General features: G+C 59.5%; 14 protein-coding genes and 2 rRNA genes (1 of these 16 cut by a window edge). 9 read left to right on the top strand and 7 right to left on the bottom strand.

What is annotated here, in order from left to right:
• From J2Y86_RS13275 to J2Y86_RS13255, 5 genes are all read left to right on the top strand, one after another.
• A 23S ribosomal RNA gene (locus tag J2Y86_RS13275) occupies positions 1-1,662 on the top strand; it begins 1,230 nt to the left of the window's first position.
• A 154-nt stretch (positions 1,663-1,816) separates the two neighbouring features.
• A 5S ribosomal RNA gene (gene rrf / locus J2Y86_RS13270) occupies positions 1,817-1,932 on the top strand.
• A 146-nt stretch (positions 1,933-2,078) separates the two neighbouring features.
• Positions 2,079-2,738, top strand: a complete 660-nt coding sequence (locus tag J2Y86_RS13265) for a paraquat-inducible protein A (protein WP_253431969.1) — start codon at positions 2,079-2,081, stop codon at positions 2,736-2,738.
• Entirely contained in the window at positions 2,725-3,348 is a 624-nt protein-coding gene (locus J2Y86_RS13260; protein ID WP_253431966.1) for a paraquat-inducible protein A, read from the top strand. The genes J2Y86_RS13265 and J2Y86_RS13260 overlap by 14 nt, the downstream gene beginning before the upstream one ends.
• Positions 3,341-5,644 carry an intermembrane transport protein PqiB gene (locus J2Y86_RS13255; protein ID WP_253431963.1) on the top strand — a complete coding sequence of 768 codons (2,304 nt, stop codon included), beginning with the start codon at positions 3,341-3,343 and terminating at the stop codon, positions 5,642-5,644. Before J2Y86_RS13260 ends, J2Y86_RS13255 begins: the two co-directional genes overlap by 8 nt.
• Positions 5,645-5,844: 200 nt before the next feature.
• On the opposite strand, the gene mksF is transcribed toward J2Y86_RS13255, so the two are convergent.
• From mksF to mksB, 3 genes are read right to left on the bottom strand one after another with little or no spacing between them, the layout of a single operon-like run.
• A complete protein-coding gene (gene mksF / locus J2Y86_RS13250; RefSeq protein WP_253431959.1) occupies positions 5,845-8,685 on the bottom strand; it encodes an Mks condensin complex protein MksF in 2,841 nt (946 codons plus the stop codon).
• The gene (gene mksE, locus J2Y86_RS13245) at positions 8,682-9,383 is read right to left on the bottom strand and encodes an Mks condensin complex protein MksE (protein WP_253431956.1); all 702 of its coding nucleotides are present in this window, start codon (positions 9,381-9,383) and stop codon (positions 8,682-8,684) included. The genes mksF and mksE overlap by 4 nt, the downstream gene beginning before the upstream one ends.
• Entirely contained in the window at positions 9,373-10,650 is a 1,278-nt protein-coding gene (gene mksB / locus J2Y86_RS13240) for an Mks condensin complex protein MksB (protein ID WP_253431953.1), read from the bottom strand. Before mksB ends, mksE begins: the two co-directional genes overlap by 11 nt.
• A 207-nt stretch (positions 10,651-10,857) precedes the next feature.
• Between mksB and J2Y86_RS13235 the strand changes: the two genes are divergently transcribed.
• Together J2Y86_RS13235 and rimI are read left to right on the top strand one after the other, a co-directional pair.
• Positions 10,858-11,598 carry an energy transducer TonB gene (locus tag J2Y86_RS13235; protein ID WP_253440272.1) on the top strand — a complete coding sequence of 247 codons (741 nt, stop codon included), beginning with the start codon at positions 10,858-10,860 and terminating at the stop codon, positions 11,596-11,598.
• The gene (gene rimI / locus J2Y86_RS13230) at positions 11,591-12,043 is read left to right on the top strand and encodes a ribosomal protein S18-alanine N-acetyltransferase (RefSeq protein WP_214378714.1); all 453 of its coding nucleotides are present in this window, start codon (positions 11,591-11,593) and stop codon (positions 12,041-12,043) included. Before J2Y86_RS13235 ends, rimI begins: the two co-directional genes overlap by 8 nt.
• Before the next feature lie 58 nt (positions 12,044-12,101).
• On the opposite strand, the gene J2Y86_RS13225 is transcribed toward rimI, so the two are convergent.
• The gene (locus tag J2Y86_RS13225; protein WP_253431950.1) at positions 12,102-12,506 is read right to left on the bottom strand and encodes a serine kinase/phosphatase; all 405 of its coding nucleotides are present in this window, start codon (positions 12,504-12,506) and stop codon (positions 12,102-12,104) included.
• Between the two features lie 168 nt (positions 12,507-12,674).
• On the opposite strand from J2Y86_RS13225, the gene can reads away from it, so the two are divergent.
• Positions 12,675-13,319, top strand: a complete 645-nt coding sequence (gene can / locus J2Y86_RS13220) for a carbonate dehydratase (RefSeq protein ID WP_084323482.1) — start codon at positions 12,675-12,677, stop codon at positions 13,317-13,319.
• Between the two features lie 5 nt (positions 13,320-13,324).
• Here can and J2Y86_RS13215 read toward each other — a convergent pair whose 3' ends face one another.
• From J2Y86_RS13215 to J2Y86_RS13205, 3 genes are all read right to left on the bottom strand, one after another.
• Positions 13,325-13,846, bottom strand: coding sequence for a lysine methyltransferase (locus tag J2Y86_RS13215; RefSeq protein ID WP_253440269.1), 522 nt, complete (start codon positions 13,844-13,846; stop codon positions 13,325-13,327).
• A gap of 181 nt (positions 13,847-14,027) precedes the next feature.
• The gene (locus tag J2Y86_RS13210) at positions 14,028-15,200 is read right to left on the bottom strand and encodes a hypothetical protein (protein WP_253431947.1); all 1,173 of its coding nucleotides are present in this window, start codon (positions 15,198-15,200) and stop codon (positions 14,028-14,030) included.
• Positions 15,201-15,308: 108 nt separating this feature from the next.
• Complete coding sequence (locus J2Y86_RS13205; protein ID WP_008037184.1) at positions 15,309-16,727, bottom strand: short-chain fatty acid transporter; 1,419 nt, start codon at positions 16,725-16,727, stop codon at positions 15,309-15,311.
• Between the two features lie 199 nt (positions 16,728-16,926).
• On the opposite strand from J2Y86_RS13205, the gene J2Y86_RS13200 reads away from it, so the two are divergent.
• Positions 16,927-18,240: an MFS transporter gene (locus tag J2Y86_RS13200; RefSeq protein WP_253431945.1), complete on the top strand. Its 1,314-nt coding sequence runs from the start codon at positions 16,927-16,929 to the stop codon at positions 18,238-18,240.
• The last annotated feature ends 9 nt before the right edge of the window (positions 18,241-18,249 follow it).

The raw sequence follows: 18,249 nt of genomic DNA, 5'->3' as shown, positions 1-18,249 counted from the left end.
CAGAAGTGCGAATGCTGACATGAGTAACGACAATGGGTGTGAAAAACACCCACGCCGAAAGACCAAGGTTTCCTGCGCAACGTTAATCGACGCAGGGTTAGTCGGTCCCTAAGGCGAGGCTGAAAAGCGTAGTCGATGGAAAACAGGTTAATATTCCTGTACTTCTGGTTATTGCGATGGAGGGACGGAGAAGGCTAGGCCAGCTTGGCGTTGGTTGTCCAAGTTTAAGGTGGTAGGCTGGAATCTTAGGTAAATCCGGGATTCTAAGGCCGAGAGCTGATGACGAGTTATCTTTTAGATGACGAAGTGGTTGATGCCATGCTTCCAAGAAAAGCTTCTAAGCTTCAGGTAACCAGGAACCGTACCCCAAACCGACACAGGTGGTTGGGTAGAGAATACCAAGGCGCTTGAGAGAACTCGGGTGAAGGAACTAGGCAAAATGGCACCGTAACTTCGGGAGAAGGTGCGCCGGTGAGGGTGAAGCATTTACTGCGTAAGCCCATGCCGGTCGAAGATACCAGGCCGCTGCGACTGTTTATTAAAAACACAGCACTCTGCAAACACGAAAGTGGACGTATAGGGTGTGACGCCTGCCCGGTGCCGGAAGGTTAATTGATGGGGTTAGCTAACGCGAAGCTCTTGATCGAAGCCCCGGTAAACGGCGGCCGTAACTATAACGGTCCTAAGGTAGCGAAATTCCTTGTCGGGTAAGTTCCGACCTGCACGAATGGCGTAACGATGGCGGCGCTGTCTCCACCCGAGACTCAGTGAAATTGAAATCGCTGTGAAGATGCAGTGTATCCGCGGCTAGACGGAAAGACCCCGTGAACCTTTACTATAGCTTTGCACTGGACTTTGAATTTGCTTGTGTAGGATAGGTGGGAGGCTTTGAAGCGTGGACGCCAGTTCGCGTGGAGCCAACCTTGAAATACCACCCTGGCAACTTTGAGGTTCTAACTCAGGTCCGTTATCCGGATCGAGGACAGTGTATGGTGGGTAGTTTGACTGGGGCGGTCTCCTCCTAAAGAGTAACGGAGGAGTACGAAGGTGCGCTCAGACCGGTCGGAAATCGGTCGTAGAGTATAAAGGCAAAAGCGCGCTTGACTGCGAGACAGACACGTCGAGCAGGTACGAAAGTAGGTCTTAGTGATCCGGTGGTTCTGTATGGAAGGGCCATCGCTCAACGGATAAAAGGTACTCCGGGGATAACAGGCTGATACCGCCCAAGAGTTCATATCGACGGCGGTGTTTGGCACCTCGATGTCGGCTCATCACATCCTGGGGCTGAAGCCGGTCCCAAGGGTATGGCTGTTCGCCATTTAAAGTGGTACGCGAGCTGGGTTTAGAACGTCGTGAGACAGTTCGGTCCCTATCTGCCGTGGACGTTTGAGATTTGAGAGGGGCTGCTCCTAGTACGAGAGGACCGGAGTGGACGAACCTCTGGTGTTCCGGTTGTCACGCCAGTGGCATTGCCGGGTAGCTATGTTCGGAATAGATAACCGCTGAAAGCATCTAAGCGGGAAACTAGCCTCAAGATGAGATCTCACTGGGACCTTGAGTCCCCTGAAGGGCCGTCGAAGACTACGACGTTGATAGGTTGGGTGTGTAAGCGCTGTGAGGCGTTGAGCTAACCAATACTAATTGCCCGTGAGGCTTGACCATATAACACCCAAGCAATCTGTGAACTCGAGAGAGGCCAGATTGCGGTGTGTGAAGACGAAACGAACCGAAAGTTCGGATACAAACACACAAACTATCGCATACCCATTCGCTGGAGCGTGATCTCGCAAGAGAAAACGAGCCGGCTACCGAATTTCTTGACGACCATAGAGCGTTGGAACCACCTGATCCCATCCCGAACTCAGCAGTGAAACGATGCATCGCCGATGGTAGTGTGGGGTTTCCCCATGTGAGAGTAGGTCATCGTCAAGATTAAATTCCGAAACCCCAATTGCGAAAGCAGTTGGGGTTTTGTTTTGCCCGGAATAAAAGCACGATCCGGACCAGCACAAATTTGCACAGTTATTTTCGAGTCATGACACTAGAATAGGTCCAACTTTTTCGGAGTCAGAGCCTTTATGCCAGATCCGGTTGACGCCTCCGGGCTGTCAGAATTACCGCTGGACGACTTGGTGGCCTGCCATGAGTGCGACTTGCTGATGCGTAAGCCCAAGCTCGCCCATGGCGAGAAAGCCCTGTGTCCGCGCTGTGGCTACGAGCTCTATGCGCATCGGCACAATGTTGTGCAACGCAGTCTCGCCTTGGTCATCGCCGCGCTGTTGTTGTACATCCCGGCGAACTTTTTACCCATCATGCAGCTCAATCTACTCGGGCAGTCGTCACAAGACACTGTCTGGACCGGTGTTGTCGGCCTGTTCGATACCGGGATGCAAGGTGTTTCGATCATTGTTTTTCTGTGCAGTATGGGAATTCCACTCCTCAAGCTACTCTGCCAGTTGGCGGTGCTGTTAAGTATTCGTTTTGATATCGGCCGTAGTTACGGTTTGCTGCTTTATCGGATTTATCACCATCTACGAGATTGGGGAATGCTCGAGGTTTACCTCATGGGCGTTCTGGTGGCGATCGTCAAACTGGCAGATATGGCAGCAATCACTGTCGGTCTCGGCCTGGCGTGTTTTATCGGATTGTTGTTGGTTCAGGTCTGGCTGGAGGTTGTGATGTCGCCTCATCAGGTCTGGCAGGCTTTATCAGGAGAGGATGCCCATGCGGGCGATTGATGCAGGCATTCTGATTTGTACCGAATGCCATGAGTTGAACAGACAGGACGCTGACACCGACGAGCAAGTCTGCACCCGCTGCGGTGCGCTGGTTCATGCCCGTCGACCGAATAGCCTGGTTCGTACCTGGGCGCTGCTGGTCACGGCGGCGATTCTCTACATTCCGGCCAATGTGCTGCCGATCATGACGGTCAGCTCTCTCGGTCAGGGTGATCCCAGCACCATCATGTCCGGTGTGATCCAGCTGGTTCAACACGGCATGATTCCGATTGCTGCCGTGGTTTTCATCGCCAGTATTCTGGTCCCCACATTCAAGCTCGTGGGCATCGCTTTGCTGCTGTTTTCGGTGCAACGCCGCCAACCGCTTTCGGCACGCCAACGCATCTGGATGTACCGCTTTATCGAGTTCATCGGCCGCTGGTCGATGCTCGATATTTTTGTGATTGCCATCCTCGTGGCAGTCGTGAATTTTGGACGGCTTGCCAGCGTCGAAGCCAATCTTGGCGCCATCGCTTTCGCCACGGTGGTGATACTGACGATGCTTGCCGCAGTAACTTTCGATCCCCGACTGATTTGGGATAACACGGAGTCGGACGACGACCATGACTGATTTGCCTACAGCGAAAACCCGACCGGCCTCGAACTGGTCCGCCATTTGGGTGTTGCCCCTGATCGCCCTGATCATTGGCGGCTGGCTCGGCTGGCGTGCCTACAGCGAAACCGGCATCGAGATTCAGGTGCGTTTCGAAAGTGGTGAAGGCATTCAGGCCAACAAGACTGAAGTCGTCTACAAAGGCATGTCGGTCGGCAAGGTGAAAACCCTTACGCTCGACGACGAAGGCGCCTCCAAAGGGGTGATTGCCACCATCGAGATGAACAAGGACGTTGAGCAATACCTGCGCACCAGCACACGCTTTTGGCTCGTCAAGCCGAGCGTGACCCTGGCCGGTATCACGGGGCTGGAAACCCTGGTCTCCGGTAACTATGTCGCGGTCAGTCCGGGCGAAGGGGAGCCCACGCGCAAGTTCAAGGCTTTGGCCGAAGAGCCGCCGCTGTCCGACGCCCAGCCCGGCCTGCACTTGACCATCAAGGCTGATCGCCTCGGCTCGCTGAACCGCGGCAGTCCGGTGTTCTACAAGCAGATCAGGGTCGGCCAGATCAAAAGCTACCTGTTGTCCGAAGACCAAAGTACCGTTGAGCTCAAGGTGTTCATCGAGCCTACCTACGCCAAGCTGGTGCGTAAACACACACGTTTCTGGAACGCCAGCGGCATCAGCATCGACGCTAACCTGTCCGGTGTGAAAGTGCGCAGCGAATCCCTGGCCAGCATCGTCGCCGGCGGTATCGCGTTCGCCACCCCGGAGAACCGCAAGGACAGCCCGCCCACGGATCCGAGCCTCCCATTCCGTCTCTACGAAGATTTCGATGCAGCCGCCGCCGGTATCCGGGTCAAGGTCAAACTGAGCGACTTCGAAGGCATGCAGGCTGGCCGGACGCCGGTGATGTACAAAGGCATTCAGGTCGGCACGCTGAAAGCGCTCAAGATCGATCCTGATCTGTCCAGTGCCACTGCGGAATTGACCCTTGATCCGCTGGCCGAGGATTACCTCGTTGATGGCACCCAGTTCTGGGTGGTCAAACCCTCGATTTCACTCGCGGGCATTACCGGTCTCGAAGCACTGGTCAAAGGTAACTATATTGCCGTGCGTCCTGGAGACAAGGGTGCCGCACCGCAGCGCGAATTTGTGGCGAGGCCTAAAGCACCGCCGCTCGACTTGCGGGCGCCGGGCCTGCACCTGGTGTTGTTCACCGAGAACCTGGGTTCGCTGGAAGTCGGCAGCCCGATTCTCTACAAGCAGGTCAAGGTCGGCTCGGTCCAGAGCTATCAGTTCTCGCGCACCAAAAAGCAGTTGGTGATCGGTGTCCACATCGAGAAGGAATACGAAGGGTTGGTCAACGCCTCGACCCGTTTCTGGAACGCCAGTGGTATTACGCTTACGGGTGGACTGACCGGTGGAATCCAGGTCAAAAGTGAGTCGCTGCAAAGCCTGATGGCCGGCGGTATCGCCTTCGAAACCCCGCAAGCCAAAGCGCCGTTGCAAAAACGCATTCCACGTTTCCGTCTGTTCGCCAGCCATGACGAAGCCAATCAGAAAGGCACTGTGGTCACGATCAAGGTCGATCGTGCCGATGGTTTGCGCAGCGGCACGCCTGTGAGATTCAAAGGCCTGGATGTCGGCAAGATCGAAGACGTCGACCTCAGCGATGACCTGCAATCGGTGCTGCTGACTGCGCGGATCACCGAAGTGCCGGAGCGTATTGCCCGTGTCGGTAGTCAATTCTGGGTGGTCAAACCGGAGTTGGGTCTGATCAAGACCTCGAACCTCGAAACCCTGGTGACTGGCCAATACATCGAAGTGCAGCCGGCCGCGAAAAACCTGGGGCCGCAGAAGAACTTCGTAGCGCTGGTCAATCCGCCGGAAACCGCGAAACAGGAACCCGGTTTAAGCCTGGTCCTGAGCGCGGCTCGCCGTGGCTCGTTGAAAACCGGTGTACCAGTGACGTATCGCGAGGTCACCGTCGGCAAAGTGACGGGCTATGAACTGGGCCAGACCGCTGACCGCGTTCTGGTGCACATCCTGATCGAGCCTAAGTACGCGCCATTGGTGCGTAGCGGGACACGTTTCTGGAACACCAGCGGTTTCGGTTTCGACTACGGCTTGTTCAAGGGCGCAACGGTCAGGACCGAATCGCTGGAGACGTTGATTCAGGGCGGCATCGCCTTCGCTACCCCGGACGGTGACCGCATGGGCAGCCCGGCACGGCCTGAGCAGACGTTTCCTTTGTTCGACAAGTTTGAAGATGAGTGGCTGACCTGGGCGCCGAAGATTTCCCTCGGCAAATAGCAGGAACCAGATTGGGCGTCTGTACGGACGCCTTCGCGGGCAAGCCTCGCTCCTACAGGGATGGCTTTACCAACATCGGCTCTTGTAGGAGCGAGGCTTGCCCGCGAAGAGGCCCTAACGCTCACTACAAATCCCACGCCAAAAAAAAGGCCGCGATCCATCTGGATCGCGGCCTTTTTATTGCCTTCGACTAACGCAAATCAGACCGCATCCAGCTCCGGCTCGTCCGCTTCAACGTTGACGGCAGCTTTCACCTCATCGTGACGACGGATGTACTTCCAGTCCGCCTCATCAATGTAGATTCCGTTCGGCCCGCTCCCGCCTTCCAGGTCGATGGCGACACTGGCGCAAACCTGTGGCTTCACACTGGCCAGAATCGGCACAAAGCCCAATTGCAGGCTGGTTTCCAGCAGCGCTGCCTGGTTCTTCTCGTCGATGTCCGCCGCCTCGTCGAGGTAGTACGGCAGACGTACGCGGCCGGCCTGGTCGCGGTCCATCAAGTGCAGCAACAAGTACATGTTGGTCAGCGCCTTGATGGTCATCGTGGTGCCGTTGGAGGCAGCGCCGTCGATGTCGGTGTGGATAACCGGTTGGCCGTTGACCTTGGTGATTTCGAACGCCAGTTCGAACAAGTCCTTGAGGCCCAGCTGGTTGTGGTTCGCCGCCACCAGCCGCGCCAGATACTCCTTGGCTTCTTCGTTCTTGTTGTCCTGATCGGCGCTTTGGCTCAGGTCGAACACGGAAAGGGTTTCGCCTTCCTCGTATTGGCCAGCACTGTGGATGATCTGGTCGATGTGCTTCAACGCTTCCTTGTTCGGCGCGAGCACGATGCGGAAGCTCTGCAGGTTGGACACCTGACGCTTGTTGATCTCGCGGTTGAACAGCGCCAGTTGATGCTCGAGGCTGTCGTAGTCGCTGCGGATGTTACGCAGGGTCCGGGCGATGTCGGTGACCGCCGCGCGCCGAGCCTTGCCGAGGGTCAGGGCTTCGTCGGTGCGGTGTGCATACGCATTGATCAGCAGTTGCAGGCGACGCTCCATATCGTCTTCGCTGTCGAACTTGGCCACGCCCTTGAGGCGCACCTGAGCGTACAGCGCGTCGATCTGGCCATCGCTGCGCAGCAAACCCTGCCAGCTGTCCTGATAGTCATTGAGCAGTGGCAGCAAGTTGTCCATGGAATCGTCGATCGGGTCCATGAACGGCGTGCCGAACGGCAAGTCTGCCGGCAACAGCTGACGGCGGCGCAGGGCATCGTCGAGCGTGCGCTGCTTGGCTTCCATGTCGCCGATCTGCCGGCCGACCAGTTGCAGCTTGGCCGACAGTTGCTGGACGCGTTCGGTGAAGGCATCGCTGGAACGCTTCAACTCGTCCTGCGCCGCTTCCATCTGTGCCAGCTGCTCAAGCTTGTCGCCTTCTTCGGCGCTCAGGGTTTGCGAGCGACGGAAATCTTCCAGGGCTTTCTGCGCATCCAGCACTTGCTGGTAGAGCGCTTCGGTCTGGGTCTTGCTCGCCGCGCGGTCGGCGACCACGGCAGCCTGGGTTTTCAGTTGCTTGAGTTCTTTCTCCAGGCGGTCTTTCTGATCGCGCAATGCGGCGCGGTCGGCCAAGGCTTGCAGGGCTGGCGGCTCAATGTGCGAGATGTCGATGGCCAGACCTGGGACTTCGAAACGCTCGCCTTTGAAGCCGTCGAGGATCAGCTCCAGGGATTTGACCCACTGACCGTCCTCGTCCAGCGTGATGCCATGCTCACCCAACGGCAGGCTGAACAGCGCGCTGTTGAACAGACGCATCAGGCGCTCGACGTCCTGTTGCGAGAACTCTTCGCGCAGGCGGGCGTAGCTGTTGTTGTCGGCATGATCGAGTTGCTGCTTGACCGACTTCAGGCGTTTTTCCAGATCCCGCAGACGTTCTTCCAGGTCTTCGGCGGAGAACTGCCGCGACTGCGCCAATGCGCCGGCCAGTTCATCGTGAGCGTCTTTGGCCGCGAGCAGTTGCTGTTCGAGCACCTTGACGTCATCGACCAGCGCGAAGCGATTCTTCAGCGCCGAGAGTTCGCCGAGCCAGCGCTGGATGCCGGTGATTTCCCGCTCCAGGCGCATCAGTTCCTGAGTGCCGCCACGCTGATCGTTTTGCAGCGCGTCCTGCTCGTTGCGGTAATGCTCGGCCTGAATCGTCAGCTCTTCCTTGCGCGCACTGGCGTAGTCCGACCAGGTGCCGAGCAGCGAGTCGAGCAGCGGCGAGATCCGGTGCAGCTTGCCGCGCAGGATATTGCGCTGGGTCACGCCTGCCGCGAGCGCTTCAACCAACGGGCCGGCGGTGACCAGCGAGTTGTAGTCCTGCTCCATGCGTCGTACATCACGGAACGCTTCTTCGCACGCGGCGATGTAATCGACGCTGCCGGAACGCAGGCTGTGTTCGAAGGCATCGAGGAACAATTGCTTGAGCTTGGCGGCGGTGATTTCACGCATGTGCAGCAGGTTGATGAACAATGCGCGGAAGGTCTTCAGGCTCTGTTCGCTGGTGGAGCGCAGCGGGATCAGGGTCAAGTCCAGCGGGATCGACGTGTGGCCACCGACCAGCAAGCGACGCAGTTCATCCGGCTTGAGTTCGTAGGCTTTCAGGCCCTCGCGCTCAAGGTTGGTGAACAGCTCTTTCTGGCGCAGGCAGGTGTCGTTTTTCTGGTAATGCGCCAGGTCCAGTTTGCCGGCGTAGGCAAAGAACTGGTGACCGAAACCACCGCCTGGGCCGCGTCCGACCACGCCGATCACGTGCGGACCGTGGGGCAGCGAGACTTCCACCAGGATGTAGCTGGTGTCCGAGGCGAAGTAGAAGCGACGGGATTGCTCCAGGCTGTACTTGCCGAAACTCATGTCCGACATGCGCGCCAGAATCGGGAACTGCAACGCGTTGATCGACGCGGATTTACCGAGGTTGTTCGCGCCGTAGACCGACAGCGGTTCTTCCAGCGGGAACAGGCCGAGGCTGTAACCGGCGGTGTTCAAAAGGGCAAAGCGGCGAATGCCGTAGCGTTCCTTGCTCATGCGTCGGTCTCCTGTTCTTCGGCAATGGCGCGGGCCATGGCGTCTTCTTCGCTTTCTTCTTCGAAGTCACTGAGGTCCAGCGGATCATCGGTTTCCAGCAGCTTTTCGTCGCTGTCGTCGTCAATCAAAACCGGGACTGGCAGCGGCAGTACGCTGTGCAGGCTGGCCGCCAGGTCGCGGTCCTGCTGGACCGACAGGCAAACGTCGAGGAAGCGGTGCATCGGCGGCAGGAACCGGTAGACGCCGTTTTCTTCGCTGGCGAAACCGAGCTGAGTCATGCGGCGCATGATTTTTTCTTCGAGTTCTTCGACGGTCTGTACTTCGGCCTGGATGAACAGGTCGCGGTACTTTTCCAGTAGCGAGGGCAACTCGTCGCGACCGAGGCTGCCACCGTCGAGCACGGCAATCGGGTCGCGACCCTGATCCGCCAGGTGCTCGACGAGGATGAAGGTGAACAGCGCCAGACGCTGCGCAGTCTTGTTCACCGCAGCGGCGGCGAGGTCCGGCACGAAGTAGTAGAAACCCCGGGTGTCGCAGACCAGTTCAAAGCCTAGCGCTTTGAACAGCGTGCGGTACTGGTCCTGGAAGTTCGACAGTTGTGCGTACAGCTCCGGATCGCGGCGGCTGACGTGGTAGCCCTTGAACAGCTCGCGAAAGATCGGCGCCAGCTGGGACAGTTCGGATAGATCAAGATGCATGTGGAGTGCTCGCAGAATTCTCGGTGGCGTCATCGCGGGCCGAGAGCAGGGCGAAGGAGCGCAGGCTGACCTGGTGCTCGTGAGTGTGGTAATCGCGGCGTTCCAGACGCTCGCGTTTGAAGCGTTTTTCCCGCGAGAGGCGCGAGAACCAGTACAGCAATTCGTCGGTGGCGCCGTCCGGTTCCTGCTCCAGCAGCCAGGTCATCAGGTCCGGCATCGGCAGGGCGTCTTCGCAGCGTTCGAGCATTTCCCGAACCGTGCGTGGCGCGCGCGGCGCTTCGCCTTTCTGCGTTTTGTGGGCCTTGGGGAAACGGGCCGGTTTTGGCTCGAAACGGGCCAGCGCATACACGTAGGCTTCAACCTGACTGGCGCTGCCGAGGAACGTGCTTTGCGGCCGAGTGAACATCGGCATTGCCGCTTGCGGCACCGCATCGATGCCTTTGCGACGAATGGCCGACAAGGCCAGTGCCGCGCCACGGGTCACGGCGTTGTGCCGACGGGCTTCTTCACGCAGCGGCAGCAGCAGTTCGCGGGCATGACGCAGGGTCAATTGGGCGCTGGTCTGCATTTCGAGGATGCGCGCGTGGGTGCGCAGCAGCATGTCATCGTCGACCAGATGGCCGAGGCGTTGCTGCTCGGTGAGCATCTTCAGCAGGACATTTTCGACCTTGCGCACGCCTTGCTCGAAGGCGCCATCGGCATTCACCAACTGAATCATCGGCTCGACGTATTCGTCCCAGGTCGCCAGTACTTCAGCGTAACGCTGACGCAGCGGAATCTGCCGGTCACTGGTCTTGGCGCGTTCGGCAACCGCCACCAGGGCCTGTTCGTCGTTGGCGAGTTTCTTCAATACGTCTCGCACGCGCATGTCGAGCAGGCGCAACTGACGCGCCAGGTCGTGGCCGTCGCGGATGTCGAAAGCGTCCTGGATGTAACCGGCCAGGCGTTCGAGGTGGCGCAGATAGGCTTCGATTTCCAGGCACAGGCCCAGACGGTGTTCACGGCGCAGGTAGGCGAGGAAGTCGTGGATCTGCGCATTGAGTTCGAAACGGTTCGGGCTTTTCGCCACGGGAACCAGAATGTCGAGGCGGATCCACACGTCCAGCAGGCTGGTGATGTCCTGCGGCGTACTGTCGAGTTGCTGGGCGGCCAGTTGCGTGCGCAGTTCGTTGAGGCTCAGTGTGCCTTGGTCGAAGTGCTCGCACAGTGGCTCCAGAAGTGCCCAGTGTTCAGCGAGGGCGCGCAAGACGCGCTTGGGTTCGATCATCGGAATGGCCGGCTGGTTGGCGATTAAAAGCCGCGATTGTACTGCATCGCAGGCGATGCGATTCACTCTCGGGACAGACTGTAGGTTTTCTATCGATCAAGCGTGGGCGATCTTGAGTGAAGGGCGGTAGAATCAGCGCACTTTCAGTTATCCACAAGTGGCCGACCTTTGCTAATCGAGTCCCGTCGCCGCGCTTATTTGACCGCCATGCAGGTGGTCAACTGGCTGCCGCGCACCGAATTGCCCTTTGCCGCGCCTTCGCGGCCCGAGCTGCTGGAGATGCCCGAGCCATTGGTCATCGCACCGGTGACGCTGGCTCCCGTGGTCGATGCGCCCGTGGAACCTGTGGTCAAACCGGCCGAACGGGTGAAGGTCGAGGTGCCCCGGCCATCTTTGGCCAGTACGCGCACCAACGCCAAGGTTGAAGAAGAGGAAGTGCCGGTCGCGGTCAAGGCTCCGGTGGTGCCGCCACCGCGTTTCGCCCTGCAATTGTTGCGCGCTGGTCGCTGCCTGCTGCTGGTGGAGTTACCCACAGGCGAAACGTTCCAGACTCGCGATCCCGCGTATCTGCTGCTCAAGGACATGTTGCGTGCCGCCGGTCTGCCGGACAGCCCGCAGATCGTCGGCGAGCCGGTGCGCTGGCCGCTGCTGGCCCGGGGCACGATGGACCAGGGCCCGGAAGCGGCCCGCGACTTCGTGCAAGGTTTTCTGTCGGCCCGGCTGGAGGATGCTCCATGCGTCTGCGTGTGGCTGATTGGCCTGCCGGCGGTGCGTTTCGCCGGTGAGGCGAATGCCGAATCCTTCAATCGTGAACTCCAGGTCGACGGCCTGGGCACGGTCTGGGCCCTGCCGGGCCTGGAATTATTAATGGAAGAGCCACAGCGTAAGGCTGATGTCTGGCAAGCCATGCGTCGGCTGATGGCGCGCTGGAAAGAATCGAATGAGTGACGCTGTATCGTTTCGCCCGATGACCGAGGCGGACCTGGACGCTGTACTGAAAATCGAATACGCGGCGTACAGCCATCCGTGGACGCGCGGGATTTTTCTCGATGGGCTGGGCAAGTACCAGATCTGGCTGATGTTTGAAGGCTCGCAGCAGGTCGGGCACGGCGTGGTGCAGATTATTCTGGATGAAGCCCATCTGCTGAACATCACGGTCAAACCGGAAAACCAGGGGCGCGGGTTGGGTTTGACGCTGCTGGAGCACCTGATGTCGATCGCCTATAAGGCTGAGGCGCGGGAATGTTTTCTGGAAGTGCGCGACAGCAATCGGTCGGCGTTTCGGTTGTATGAGCGGTATGGGTTTAACGAGATTGGCCGGCGTCGGGATTATTATCCGGCGGTTGGTGGGCGTGAAGATGCCGTGGTCATGGCCTGCACGCTGGTTGACTGAACCCCTTTAGGAGCTGCCGAAGGCAGCTCCTACACGGAAATCCGCTCAGCCAGATAGATCAACGATTCCCATCCATCGGATCCCGCCGCGCCAGTTCCTCTTCATCCAGACCATTGCCCCCGCCGATGTCATCTTCATCGACAATGCTCAAATCCCAGTCGGCCTGGCCACCTTCACCTGCCTCATGGGCATCCCGCGCACCGTCTTCACGGATCAACGTCTCCGGGCTCATGTCGTCATCGGTGGATTCATGGTCAGCGGTGGAGGCGCCGGTCATGCCGGCTTCACGTACACGCTCCCGTGGCATGAGTTGTTCGCGCTCTTTATCCGGCAATTCATCGCCGATTTTGGCACTGGGTTCTTCCTCGTCGAAATCCAGCTCATGCATCGAACCCATGCGGTCTTCGTTGTCGTCGATGGGCTCGGGCTGCGCCGCATCGTACGGACGTCGTGAATCAGTCATGGCAATTCCTCATACTGTGGGCCTTACTACGGTGGACCCACTGGGCTCCTCAGAATTCCACCGGCATGGAGTGCAGGTAATATGCATCAGCGGCAATCTGCATCTCGCGCGTGACCCCGACGGACGGTTGTCTGTCAAAGCAGCGCATCATTCTCGAGGCTTCATTGCATGAACGAATTACAAGATCTGATTGATAACAACGAGCGTTGGGCTGACGCGATCACCAAAGAAGATCCTGATTTCTTCGCCAAACTGGCCCGTCAGCAAACGCCGGAATTCCTCTGGATCGGCTGCTCGGACGCCCGCGTGCCGGCGAACGAGATTGTTGGCATGCTGCCCGGCGACCTGTTCGTCCACCGCAATGTGGCGAACGTGGTACTGCACACCGACCTCAACTGCCTGTCGGTGATTCAGTACGCGGTTGACGTGCTCAAGGTCAAACACATCCTGGTCACCGGCCACTATGGCTGCGGCGGCGTGCGTGCTTCGATGCAGGACCGTCAGCTGGGCCTGATCGACGGCTGGTTGCGCTCGATTCGCGACCTCTACTACGAAAAACGCGAGGAACTGGCCCTGTTGCCGACGGAAGAAGAGCGGGTCGACCGCCTCTGCGAACTCAATGTGATCCAGCAAGTGGCCAACGTCGGGCACACCACCATTGTGCAAAACGCCTGGCATCGTGGGCAGAAGTTGTCGATTCACGGCTGCATCTACGGCATCAAGGATGGCCGGTGGAAGAGCCTGAACGCCAGCATCAGCGGTTTCGAACAGTTACCGCCACAGTACCGTCTGCGCCCGGTCGAGGCGCAATAAAACCCTCAGGCCGGGCTGCGTCGGCGGCGCTTCTGTAAAAACAGCTGGCCATTGGCATTCGGCAACTCGTCGTAGCCGGTGATCCAGCCCCGGCAGCCAGGACAACCGCAGCGGCAGGCGAACTGCCGCTGCAATTTGTCTTCCGTCGCGGCGAGATCAATCATCAGTCGATCGCCCTTTTTGATGTCTTTCAGCGCCCATAACCACAGCTCGCTCATGTCGAGAAAGACATTGGGGTCGCAGGCGTGGTTCAGCAGGCCGCAGAAGCGCGGATCGTAGACATGAATGCCCGGCGCCAGTTGTCGGGTATATCGGCAGCGATAGGGCAGCAGATGACCGGAAACCCGGCACATCCGGCTCAGGCGTGGGAATTCGCGCAAGGCTGCTACAGCGATTGCCTCCCCTCGAGCGTTGGTGATGGTTTCGAAGTCATCCGTGGAGGGGAATCCAAGGCGAAGGGGTAACTCTGCAAAGGGGTAGATCCCACCGGATGGCGGTGGGGCTCCTTGATCGGTGCAGGCTCTCATAACAATCCTTGTCGGCAGGGCGCTGCGACTTCCGCCAGCTGACATCCTGTCAGCCCTGCAGCACATGGGTCTGCCTCAAGACTCTCGCAAAAGAAACCACCGGTCTACTGTCACAACTGACAGAAGAAAAACGCGCGCTCCCACGTCAGCCAAGGCTCACGCAGGAACGCTGTTCAGCTTTTTACAGATGCGGAGCAGGCACCGCGGTCGCAGGCGCCGGGACCTTGAGCTGTTTGAGTTGAGCCTTGATCGGAGTCGTGGCGCACTTGGCCGCGGCTTGCCCGGGCGTCAGGTTGCGGATCGAGGTGTAGAACAGCTCGCAGGTTTTTTCTGCCTGGGCCACTTGCCAGGTCTGGGTGCAACTTCTCAGTTCAATGTCGGGATTGCTGTCCAGGTCGCGGCCCATGGCGGCCTGCCAGCACGCGGCACTCAAGTCCTGGCCCATGACTTTCAGGCCCGCCGCGTCGGCCTGGGCCTGGGCATCTTTGCCGGTATAGCTGTCCGGGTCGGCGGCGTACCAGATGTAGCTCGGGTGGTTGGAACCCAGCACCGGCACTTTGACCCCCTCTTTCGGACTGATGCTGACCAGGCCCAGCACGTTCACGGTCGGCCCGTATTGCTGCTTGATCCAGTTACGCACCGGCGCGCCGAAAGCGACCATCGGCAGCGCGGTGCCGCTGGCGTTCTGGCTGACTTCCTTGACCATGGTGGTCTGGTAGTCCTTGAAGTAGTCGTAGACACCTTCCAGATCCTTGCCCGCGTTGGATGGCGCGGCGATCGGCGCGATGTCGATGATAGTCTGGAACGCCGGCGTCTTGTCGGCCGGGATCCCGTTGACCGTCAGCAGCGTGGCCCAGCGATCGGTGGTCTTGGACTCCAGATAGTCCTGGGCCTGAGTCAGGGAGTGATCCGGCGGGAAGTGCAGCAACTCGACGCTTCTGCGGTTCTCCAGCGCCATGCCCAGCGGCAGGAACAGATACCAGCTATACGCCCACTTGCCGTCGGCATTCAGCTTGCTGGCGCCGGTGTAGGCCAGATCGCCCGCATCGAGCAGCGCCGCCAACGGCTTTTCATAGCCCCGGGGCACCCCGGTGATGGCGGCATAGAGCTGATCGTTATCGGTTTTGACCTGCACCTTCGCATCGCTGTAACCATCGCGCTGCACGCTTTGCGTCAGGTAATGCTCGACGGTTTGCTCCAGCGTCCAGTTGCGGAAGCAGATCACGTTGCAGTTGTTGGGGTAGGCGAACAGCCGGGTGACGCGCTCGGTGCTGCCCAGCTTCAGATCGGCATCGGCATGGGCGACGGCACTCAGGGTGAGGGCGGCGAGAGTGAGTCCTGCGAGTTTGAACATGCTCAGATCCTTTTCAGCGTGTGGGACCCCGAAACGGGCGAAGACATACTGAAACAGAAGGGACTGAACGAGAAGTGGGGCCGATAGAAATATCGGCCCCTTTTTGCGTTACGGCATCACTGGCGCCGTATACGTCAGCGTCGTCCCCAACGCCCACAGCAGAAACAGCACCAGTGGCGTGTGCACCAGCAGCTGCACGAACGAAAACCCGATCAAGTCCCGCGCCTTCAACCCCAGCACGCCCAGCAACGGCAGCATGTAGAACGGGTTGATCAGGTTCGGCAGGGCTTCGGCGGCGTTGTAGATCTGCACGGCCCAGCCCAGGTGGTAGTTCAGGTCGGTGGCCACCTGCATTACGTACGGCGCTTCGATGATCCACTTGCCGCCGCCCGACGGAATGAAGAAACCGAGTATCGCCGAGTACACGCCCATCAGCAGCGCGTAGGTGTCGTGGGAGGCGATTTGCACGAAAAAGGTCGAGATGTGGTGCGCCAGGGTCTGAGCGTCAGTGCCTTTTACCGTGGTCATCAGCGCCGCGATCGAGCCGTACAACGGAAACTGGATCAGCACGCCGGTGGTGGTCGGCACCGCGCGGGACACCGCATCGAGGAAGCTGCGCGGGCGCCAGTGCAGCAGGGCGCCGAGCATGATGAACAGGAAGTTGTAGGTGTTCAGCCCGGAAATCGCACTGATCGCCGGTTTGGTCGAGAACTCGTGGAACAGCCACCCGGCCGCCAGCAGCACCAGCAGAATCGTCAGCAGCGGGCTGTGTTCCAGCCATTCGCCGGGACGAGTGCGCGGTTGCAACGGCGGCAGGTTGAAGCTCGGGTCGATGCCGCAGGCTTTGGCATCACGGGCCGAGTTCGGGCCGGGTGCGGTGGCGTAGGCAATGATCAGCGAAATCACGATCAGCGCCAGCAACATCACCCCGGACTGCCAGAGAAAGATCGTCTGGGTGAAAGGAATCACCCCGGTGATCGACAGAATCGACGGCGGCAGGCTGGCCGGGTTGGCCTGCAATTGCGCAGCGGACGATGACAGCCCCAGGGCCCACACCGCGCCAAGGCCCAAGTACGCAGCGGCGCCGGCCGCGCGGTAATCCATTTTCAGGTCGACGCGGCGGGCGAGGGCACGCACCAGCAAGCCGCCGAATACCAGCGACAAGCCCCAGTTCAGCAGCGACGCGACCATGGAAATCAGTGCCACCCACGCCACGGCGGAACGGCCATTTTTCGGGATTCGCGCCAGGCGGTCGATCAGCTTCACGGCAGGGGGCGAGCTGGCGACCACATAACCGCCAATCACCACGAACGCCATCTGCATGGTGAACGGGATCAGGCTCCAGAACCCGTCACCGAAGGCCATGGCCGCGTCGGTGGGCTTGGCGCCCATGAATAGCGTGGCCACAGCGACGATAATCACCGCCAGCGCGGCGAATACCCAGGAATCGGGAAACCAGCGCTCGGCAAAACTTGAACAGCGCAGGGCAAAGCGGGCGGAGCGGGTATCTTCGATATCAGCAGCCACGGGAGTACCTCGATTTTTATGTTTGTTGTGGTCTTCAAGGCCGTAGAGGCCCGTCTGGACAGGTGCCAACAGTAAATCAAACGGTCACGTTTTGTGACGAAGTTTTACCAAGCTGAGACTTTGGTCTAACGGTTGTCCGCTGGCGCGTTTGCGTAGACCATGGGCGCCTTGGTTTTTTGCCTACGCCAGAGTTCTCTTGATGACTGCCCATAACGATTCGCGCCCGGCACCGTTCAGCCGCTCGGACTACAAGACCCTAGGCCTTGCGGCCCTCGGTGGTGCGCTGGAAATCTACGATTTCATCATTTTCGTTTTTTTCGCCCTGACCCTCAGCCAGCTGTTCTTTCCGCCGGAAATGCCTGAATGGCTGCGACTGCTGCAAAGTTTCGGGATTTTCGTGACCGGTTATCTGGCGCGGCCGTTGGGCGGGATCCTGATGGCGCATTTCGCCGACCGGCTGGGGCGCAAGAAAGTCTTCAGCCTGAGCATTCTGATGATGGCGCTGCCGTGCCTGCTGATCGGCATCATGCCGACCTATGCCCAGATCGGCTATTTCGCGCCGCTGCTGCTGTTGGCCCTGCGGATTCTGCAAGGCGCGGCGGTGGGCGGTGAGGTGCCGAGCGCCTGGGTGTTTGTCGCCGAACACGCACCCGTCGCGCACCGTGGTTACGCGCTCGGTTTCCTGCAAGCGGGACTGACCTTTGGTTACTTGATCGGCGCCCTGACGGCGACCTTTCTGGCGCAGGCGTTCACACCGGCGGAGATCCTCGATTACGCGTGGCGCTACCCGTTCCTGCTGGGTGGCGTATTTGGCGTGATCGGCGTCTGGCTACGCCGCTGGCTCAGCGAAACCCCGGTGTTCATGGCAATGCAGGCCAAGCGCGATGCCGTCGTCGAACTGCCATTGCGCACGGTCTTGCGTGAACATCGCCTGGCCATTCTGCCGGCGATGATTCTCACCTGCGTGCTGACATCGGCGGTGGTGGTGTTCGTAGTCATTACCCCGACCATGATGCAGAAAACCTTCGGCATGACCGCCAGCTACACCTTCGCCCTGAGTGCGTTGGGCATCGTGTTCCTGAACATAGGCTGCGTGCTCGCCGGGTTGCTGGTCGACCGCATCGGTGCCTGGCGCACGGTGATGCTGTATAGCCTGCTGCTGCCGCTGGGCATTGGCGTGCTCTATACCAGCCTGATCAGCGGTGGCAGCTGGATCGGTCTGGCCTACGCGATTGCGGGCCTCGGTTGCGGCGTGGTCGGCGCGGTGCCGTCGGTCATGGTCAGCCTGTTCCCGGCGCGGATTCGCGTCTCGGGGATTTCCTTCACCTACAACATTGCCTACGCCGCATGGGCGAGTATCACGCCGCTGTTGCTGATCGGCCTGATGCCGTGGAGCCCGTGGATCTGCGTGATTTTCTGCGCCGTGATGGGGGCGGTGGGTGTGAGCAGCGCGCTGTACTTTGGCGCGCGCATGCCGAAAACCGGCAGTTGCCCGGCGGCGGGTGCCATCTGACTGAAGGTG

Origin of the sequence: Pseudomonas migulae (assembly GCF_024169315.1) — a bacterium.
Classification (GTDB): domain Bacteria; phylum Pseudomonadota; class Gammaproteobacteria; order Pseudomonadales; family Pseudomonadaceae; genus Aquipseudomonas; species Aquipseudomonas migulae_B.
This window is presented reverse-complemented; position numbering and strand designations above follow the sequence as displayed.